This window comes from Cellulomonas triticagri (assembly GCF_003696205.1).
GTDB classification, from domain to species: Bacteria; Actinomycetota; Actinomycetes; order Actinomycetales; family Cellulomonadaceae; genus Cellulomonas; species Cellulomonas triticagri.
On record NZ_RFFI01000155.1, the window covers coordinates 1 to 6,901 of the forward strand.

At 75.0% G+C, this 6,901-nt stretch carries 8 protein-coding genes; 3 read left to right on the plus strand and 5 right to left on the minus strand.

From position 1 onward, the window contains the following. Window positions 1–459 (plus strand): FUSC family protein (locus EBM89_RS18685; RefSeq protein ID WP_147463623.1); only part of this gene is annotated, 459 nt, incomplete at its 5' end. A 12-nt stretch (window positions 460–471) separates the two neighbouring features. Here EBM89_RS18685 and phoH2 read toward each other — a convergent pair. After that, on the minus strand, window positions 472–1,818 hold the full coding sequence (gene phoH2, locus EBM89_RS18690) for an RNA 5'-3' helicase PhoH2 (RefSeq protein ID WP_122151132.1): 1,347 nt from the start codon (window positions 1,816–1,818) through the stop codon (window positions 472–474). A 296-nt stretch (window positions 1,819–2,114) separates the two neighbouring features. Beyond that, entirely contained in the window at window positions 2,115–2,876 is a 762-nt protein-coding gene (locus tag EBM89_RS18695) for an isoprenyl transferase (RefSeq protein ID WP_122151133.1), read from the minus strand. 201 nt (window positions 2,877–3,077) lie between these two features. On the opposite strand from EBM89_RS18695, the gene trhA reads away from it, so the two are divergent. Further along, window positions 3,078–3,749 carry a PAQR family membrane homeostasis protein TrhA gene (gene trhA, locus EBM89_RS18700; RefSeq protein WP_233571851.1) on the plus strand — a complete coding sequence of 224 codons (672 nt, stop codon included), beginning with the start codon at window positions 3,078–3,080 and terminating at the stop codon, window positions 3,747–3,749. A gap of 172 nt (window positions 3,750–3,921) precedes the next feature. Next, the gene (locus tag EBM89_RS18705) at window positions 3,922–4,653 is read left to right on the plus strand and encodes a GTP pyrophosphokinase (RefSeq protein WP_122151137.1); all 732 of its coding nucleotides are present in this window, start codon (window positions 3,922–3,924) and stop codon (window positions 4,651–4,653) included. Between the two features lie 21 nt (window positions 4,654–4,674). On the opposite strand, the gene EBM89_RS18710 is transcribed toward EBM89_RS18705, so the two are convergent. The 3 genes from EBM89_RS18710 to mca are packed head-to-tail and all read right to left on the minus strand — an operon-like array spanning window position 4,675 to window position 6,643. Beyond that, window positions 4,675–5,496, minus strand: a complete 822-nt coding sequence (locus tag EBM89_RS18710; RefSeq protein WP_122151135.1) for a carbon-nitrogen hydrolase family protein — start codon at window positions 5,494–5,496, stop codon at window positions 4,675–4,677. Continuing rightward, complete coding sequence (locus tag EBM89_RS18715) at window positions 5,493–5,789, minus strand: hypothetical protein (protein WP_122151136.1); 297 nt, start codon at window positions 5,787–5,789, stop codon at window positions 5,493–5,495. The genes EBM89_RS18710 and EBM89_RS18715 overlap by 4 nt, the downstream gene beginning before the upstream one ends. Beyond that, complete coding sequence (mca, locus tag EBM89_RS18720) at window positions 5,786–6,643, minus strand: mycothiol conjugate amidase Mca (protein WP_122151138.1); 858 nt, start codon at window positions 6,641–6,643, stop codon at window positions 5,786–5,788. Before mca ends, EBM89_RS18715 begins: the two co-directional genes overlap by 4 nt. Window positions 6,644–6,901: the final 258 nt, after the last annotated feature.

Here is a 6,901-nt window from a genome sequence, read left to right on the forward strand (position 1 = left end):
GTCGCCGGGACCGTGGCGACGGTCGCGGGCTGGGGCCACCCCGCCTGGGCGGTCATGGGCGCGGCCGCCGTCCTGCAGGGCGCGCACGTCCGGCACATGGGCGTCCGCGCGCTGCAGCGCGCCGCCGGGACGGCGTGCGGCGCCGCGCTGGCGCTCCCGCTGCTCGGTGCCGACCTGCCGTTCTGGGCGGTCGCCGTCCTGGTCGTCGCCCTCCAGACCGTCACCGAGCTCGTGGTCGCGCGGCACTACGGCGCCGCGATGCTCGCGATCACCCCGATGGCGCTGCTCATGACCTCCCTCGGCGGCACCCCGGACCCGACGGCGCTGGCCGTGGACCGCGCGCTCGACACCGCCCTCGGCGCGGTCACCGCCCTGGTGGTCGCGGTCGCGGCGGCCCGCCCCGCGCCGGTGGCCCCGTCCCCCACCCCCGCCCCCGCCGGCACGGCGGACCGGGGGTGAGGCGACGGCGCCTCAGAGCTCGATGCCCTCCAGCAGCTCGGTGACCAGGGCGGCGACGGGCGACCGCTCGGAGCGGGTCAGGGTCACGTGCGCGAAGAGCGGGTGGCCCTTCAGCGCCTCGATGACCGCCGCGACGCCGTCGTGCCGCCCCACCCGCAGGTTGTCCCGCTGCGCGACGTCGTGGGTGAGCACCACCCGCGAGCTCTGCCCGATGCGGGACAGCACCGTCAGCAGCACGTTGCGCTCCAGCGACTGCGCCTCGTCCACGATCACGAACGCGTCGTGCAGCGAGCGCCCGCGGATGTGCGTGAGCGGCAGCACCTCCAGCAGCTCCCGGTCGATGATCTCCTCGACCACCTCGCGGCTGACCACGGCGCTCAGCGTGTCGAAGACCGCCTGCGCCCAGGGGTTCATCTTCTCGGCCTCGTTGCCCGGCAGGTAGCCGAGCTCCTGGCCGCCGACCGCGTACAGCGGGCGGAACACCATGACCTTGCGGTGCTGCCGCCGCTCCAGCACGGCCTCCAGGCCCGCGCACAGCGCGAGCGCGGACTTGCCGGTGCCCGCCCGCCCGCCGAGCGAGACGATGCCGACGGACTCGTCCAGCAGCAGGTCGATGGCTATGCGCTGCTCGGCGCTGCGGCCGTGCAGGCCGAACACGTCCTGGTCGCCGCGCACCACCTGCACGTGCTTGTCGGCCGTCACCCGCCCGAGCGCGGAGCCCCGCGGGCTGTGCAGGACCAGGCCGGTGTGCACGGGCAGCGCGGGCGCCTCGGGGACGTCGGCGAGCGGCAGGGCGTCGTGCTCCCAGAGCCGGGCCATCTGGTCCTCGGCGATGTCGAGCGTGTCCATGCCGGTCCACCCGGAGTCGACGGCGAGCTCGTGCCGGTACTCCTCGGCGCGCAGCCCGATGGCCGACGCCTTGATCCGCATCGGCAGGTCCTTGGAGACCACCGTGACGTCCGCCCCCTCGGCGGCGAGGTTCGCCGCGCACGCGAGGATGCGCGTGTCGTTGTCGCCGAGCCGGAACCCGGCGGGCAGGACGGCGGGGTCGGCGTGGTTGAGCTCGACCCGCAGGGTGCCGCCCAGGTCGCCGATGGGCAGCGGGGTGTCGAGGCCGCCGTGGGCGAGCCGCAGGTCGTCCAGCATCCGCAGCGCGGCGCGGGCGAAGTAGCCGAGCTCGGCGTGGTGCCGCTTGCCCTCGAGCTCGGTGATCACGACGACGGGCAGGACCACGTCGTGCTCGGCGAACCGGGTGATCGCCTTCGGGTCGGACAGGAGCACCGAGGTGTCGAGGACGTGTGTGCGGCGGCCCTCCGTCGCGGTGGACGGGGTGGCGGCGGTTCCCAGCTCGTTGACCACAACAGGCTCCCTCCGGCGCTGGCCTCAGCGCCGCATCGGGCCCCGTGCGCCGGCCCGTGGGCTCGTGCGGCGCGCGGTGACGGGACGAGGTCGGCCGTCCCCGAGGAGGGGCCGGTGCCGGCCCTCCTCCCGGAGCGTGTGCTCCATGGATGGCCTCCCGGGGGCGGCTGGTGCCGCCCGTTGCCCTCGGACGCTACGCCCGCCGCGCGGGTGCCCCGCGCACGCACCGGGCGTGTCGCGGGGGTGGAAACACGATGTTCACCGGGCGTCCTGCCGGGCGTCGCCGGGGCGTCGGCTCAGCGCCCGCGACGACGGTCGCGGGCGGCGTAGTCGCGCACCGCGCGCAGGAAGTCCACGCGGCGGAAGTCCGGCCAGTAGACCTCGCAGAAGTAGTACTCCGAGTGGACGCTCTGCCAGAGCAGGAACCCGCCGAGCCGCTGCTCGCCGGAGGTGCGGATGACCAGGTCGGGGTCGGGCTGGCCCTTGGTGTAGAGGTGCTCGGCGATGTGCTCGACGTCGAACGTCGCGGCGATCTCGTCCAGGGTGACGCCCTCGGCGGCGCGGTCGACGAGGTAGGAGCGCACGGCGTCGGCGATCTCCTTGCGCCCGCCGTAGCCGATGGCGACGTTGACGTGCAGCCCGTCGACGTCCGCGGTGGCGGCCTGCGCGTCGCTGAGCACCTGGCGGGTCCGCTCGGGCAGCAGGTCCAGCGCGCCGACGGCCTGCAGCCGCCAGCGCCGGGTGGCGGCGAGCTCGCGGACGACGTCCTCGATGATGCCGAGCAGCGCGGCGAGCTCGTCGGGGTCGCGCGTGAGGTTGTCGGTGGAGAGCATCCACAGCGTGACGACCTCGACCCCCACCTCCTCGCTCCAGCCCAGCAGGTCGGCGATGCGGTCGGCACCCCGCCGGTGCCCCGTGGCGGTCGACTCCCCCAGCTGCTTGGCCCACCGGCGGTTGCCGTCGAGGATGACGCCCACGTGCCGCGGGACCCGGTCCCGGGGCAGCGACGCGGCGAGCCGGCGCTCGTACAGCCCGTAGAGCGGGTGGGGCAGGTGCACGCGCGGGGCTCCTTCGGGGTGGCGGGTCGGCAGCGTGCTCACGCTACCGGCAGCCCGGTCGCCGCAGGTGGCCGGTCCCCCGGACGGGTCGGGGAGGATGTGTGCAGGACCACCGGCGACACCTACCTACGCCTCCGTAACCTACGTGCCCGTAGGTTAGGCTCGGACGGTCCGCCACGCACCGAAGAGGAGGGGGTCCGCGTGAAGGTCGCCGAGACCGCCGAGCAGGTCGCCGCCGTCGTCAAGCCCCGGCTGCGCGGCTGGATCCACGCCGGCATGTTCCCGCTGGCCACCGCCGCCTCCATCGTCCTCGTGGTGCTCGCCCCGACCGCCCCGCTGACGATCGCCACCGCGGTGTTCGGCGCCGCCGCGGTGCTGCTGTTCGGCGTGAGCGCGGTCTACCACCGCGGCACCTGGTCCCCCCGCGTCACCGGCGTGCTGCGCCGCCTGGACCACACCAACATCTTCCTCGTCATCGCGGGCACGTTCACCCCCCTCGCGGTGGCGCTGCTGCCCGCGGCCACGGCCCGCACGATGCTCATCGTGGTGTGGGCGGGCGCCCTGGCCGGGCTGCTCGCCCGGGTGTTCTGGCTCGGCGCGCCACGCTGGTTCTACGTGCCGGTGTACATCGCGCTCGGCTGGGTCGCCGCCTGGTACCTCCCGGCGTTCTGGACGGCCGACAGCGGCGGCCCCGCCGTCGTGTGGCTGGTCGCCGGGGGCGGGCTCGCGTACACGCTCGGCGCCGTCGTCTACGGCCTCAAGCGCCCCAACCCCAGCCCCCGCTGGTTCGGGTTCCACGAGATCTTCCACGTGCTCACCGTCGTCGGCTGGGTGTGCCACTACATCGCCGTGGCGATGGCCGTCCTGCGCTGAGCGGCGCCCACCCGCCTGCGCCCGAAGGCGCACGACACCTCCACGGACCTCGGCCCGCAGGGGGATCCGCCGGGCGTCGCGCTCTCGTACGGTGGGACGCGTGAACGACGCCACCGCACCGACGCTGCTGCCCCCGACCGACGCCGCCCAGCTGCGCGCGCTGGTCCGCGACATGCGCCGGCTCGCGCTCACCTACAAGTTCGGCATCGACGCCGTGATGACGAAGATCGGGACGCTGCGCGAGGAGTTCCGGCACATCCAGCAGGACAACCCCGTCGAGCACGTCGGGTCCCGGCTCAAGTCGTTCGAGTCGATCGTGGCGAAGTGCCGCCGCAAGGGCATCCCGCTCGAGCCCGAGGCGATCCGCTCCCAGATGTTCGACATCGCCGGGGTGCGCGTCACCTGCGCGTTCGTCTCCGACATCTACAAGGTGCGGGACATGCTCGTCGCGCAGGCCGACCTCACGCTGCTGGAGGAGCGCGACTACATCGCGCACCCCAAGGCCAACGGGTACAAGTCGCTGCACCTCATCGTGCAGGTCCCCGTCTACCTGTCCGACCGCACCGAGCACGTCGTGGTCGAGATCCAGGTCCGCACCATCGCCATGGACTTCTGGGCGAGCCTGGAGCACAAGATCTACTACAAGTACGACCGGCAGGTGCCCCGGCACCTCACGGACTCCCTCAAGCTCGCCGCCGACGTCGCCGCGTCGCTCGACAGCTCGATGGAGCGCATCCACGCCGAGGTGCGGGCGCTCGCCGCCGAGCCGGAGCCCCACGTCGAGAAGGCCGTGGCCCGCGCGGAGAGCGGCGCGATGCGGATCGACATCGAGGACCTCATGCGCGGCATCTGGCCCGACCTGGACGAGCAGACCGGCGCCGGCGCCGGGCCCGCGCTCGGCTGAGCGGGCCCGGCCCGCGCGCCCTCAGCCCGCGGGCACCACCCGGTAGCGGCGGTTCGCCAGCGACGGGTTGCCCGCGCGGACCTCCGCGAGCGCGCCGGGGTCCAGGTCGACCGTGCGGACCTCAGGCTCCGTGCCGAGCTCCAGCCCCGTCGCCCCGTCCGGTCCGACGACCAGCGACCGGCCGGTCACGCCCTTGCCCGCCTGCCCGACCGCGACGACGACCGCCGTGTTCTCGATCGCCCGGGCGGTGGCGAGCGTGCTCCAGTGCAGGTCCTTGAGCGGCCCCGCCGCCCACGCCGCGGGCACCACGAGCACGTCCGCCCCCGCGTCCACCACACGCCGCGCGGACTCCGGGAACCGCAGGTCGTAGCAGGTGAGCACCCCGAGCCGCAGCCCCGCGACGTCCAGCACCAGCGGGTCGGCGTCCACCGGCCCGGGCTCCAGGCGCTCGGACTCCCGGTGCCCGAACGCGTCGTACAGGTGCACCTTGCGGTAGACCCCCACGAGGTCGCCCCCCGCGTCGACCGCGACGACCGCGTTGACCGCGCGCTCCGGGCTCGCGCCCGGCAGGGTCGTCCCCGCGACGACGGCCACGCCCTCGCGGGCCGCGCGCTCGCGCAGCAGCGACACGAACGGGCCGTCCAGCGGCTCCGCGTGCTCCGGGCCGGTGCCGCGCGGGTCGAAGCCCGAGGCGTACTCGGGCAGCACCAGCACGTCGGCGTGCGCGGCGGCCGCGGTGCCGATGGTCCGGCGCACGACCTCGCGGTTCGCCGCGTGGTCGCCGCTCACGGCGAGCTGGCCGACCGTGACCCGGACCGCGGGCCGCACCGGGGGCGTCGTCACGCGCGGTCCCCGCCCGTGGTCCCCTGCCCACCCTGCTCGTCGTCCTGCCCCGGGGCGGCGGCTTCGGCCTCCGCGATCCGGCGGGCGTTGCGGTCGACGCGCCGCAGCTGCCGGGTCAGCGCGAACGCCAGCCCGATGACCGAGGCCGCCACGGCGAACGTGACGAGGAACCCGAGGAACCCCGGCGACGTCTGGTCCTCCGGCGGGATCTCCTGCACCGTCGGGGACGGCGACGGCGCGGCCGCCGCGACCTGGAGCAGCACGCCGTGCGCGACGTGCAGCGCCCCGGTCACGCGAGGGCCTCGCGGATCCCGGCGAACAGGTCGTCCTCGGGGAGCGTGGTGGGCACGCGGGACTCCGCGAGCTCGTACTCCTCCGTGGCCCAGACCTCGAGCTCCAGGTCCCGGGGCATCGCGAAGAAGAAGCCCTCGGGGTCGATCTGGGTGGCGTGCGCCCGCAGCGCGGCGTCCCGCTGGTCGAAGTAGTCCGCCACCGGCACCAGCGTGGTGACCTCGCGCTCCGGGATCTCCCGGGCCGCGCGCGACTCCACCCACTCGCCGAACGGGGACTCGACGCCCCGGGCGACGAGGGCCTCGTGCGCGGCGCGGATGCGGGCCATCGAGAACCCGTGGTTGTAGTAGAGCTTCAGCGGCGTCCAGGGCTCACCCGTGCCCGTGTAGCGCTCCGGGTCGCCGGCCGCGTGGAACGCCTCGAACGCGACCCGGTGGCACATGATGTGGTCCGGGTGCGGGTACCCACCGGTGGGGTCGTACGTGGTGATGACGTGCGGCCGGAACTCGCGGACGAGCTCGACCAGCGGGCGCGACGCCTCCTCCAGCGGCTGCAGCGCGAAGCAGCCCTCGGGCAGCGGCGGCAGCGGGTCGCCCTCCGGCAGGCCGGAGTCGACGAAGCCCAGCCAGTGCTGCCGGACGCCCAGCGCCTGCGCGGCGGCGGCCATCTCGACGCGGCGCACGGCGCGCATCTCCTCGATCCCGCCCTCGACCGGCGGGTGGTGCGGGTTCAGGACGTCGCCCCGCTCGCCGCCGGTGCAGGTCACGACGAGGACGTCGACCCCCTCCGCGGCGTAGCGGGCGGTCGTCGCGGCACCCTTGCTCGACTCGTCGTCCGGGTGGGCGTGCACGGCCATCAGGCGCAGCTGCTCGGTCACGGTGGTTCCAGGTCCTCTCGACGTCGCACACGGTCCTCGACCCGCCCGCCGGGCCCGGGGGTGTCGGCGGGCACGGACCGGTCGCGAGACAATGATCGCGCACCCCACCCACGCCGTGCGCCGCCGCGCCCGGCCCGACCCGCCGAGGAGCCCCGTGGACCACGCCGACGGCCCCGCCGACGCGCCCGCCGCGACCGTCCCCGCGAGCCCGGGCGAGCCCCCCGCCGGGCGGTACGG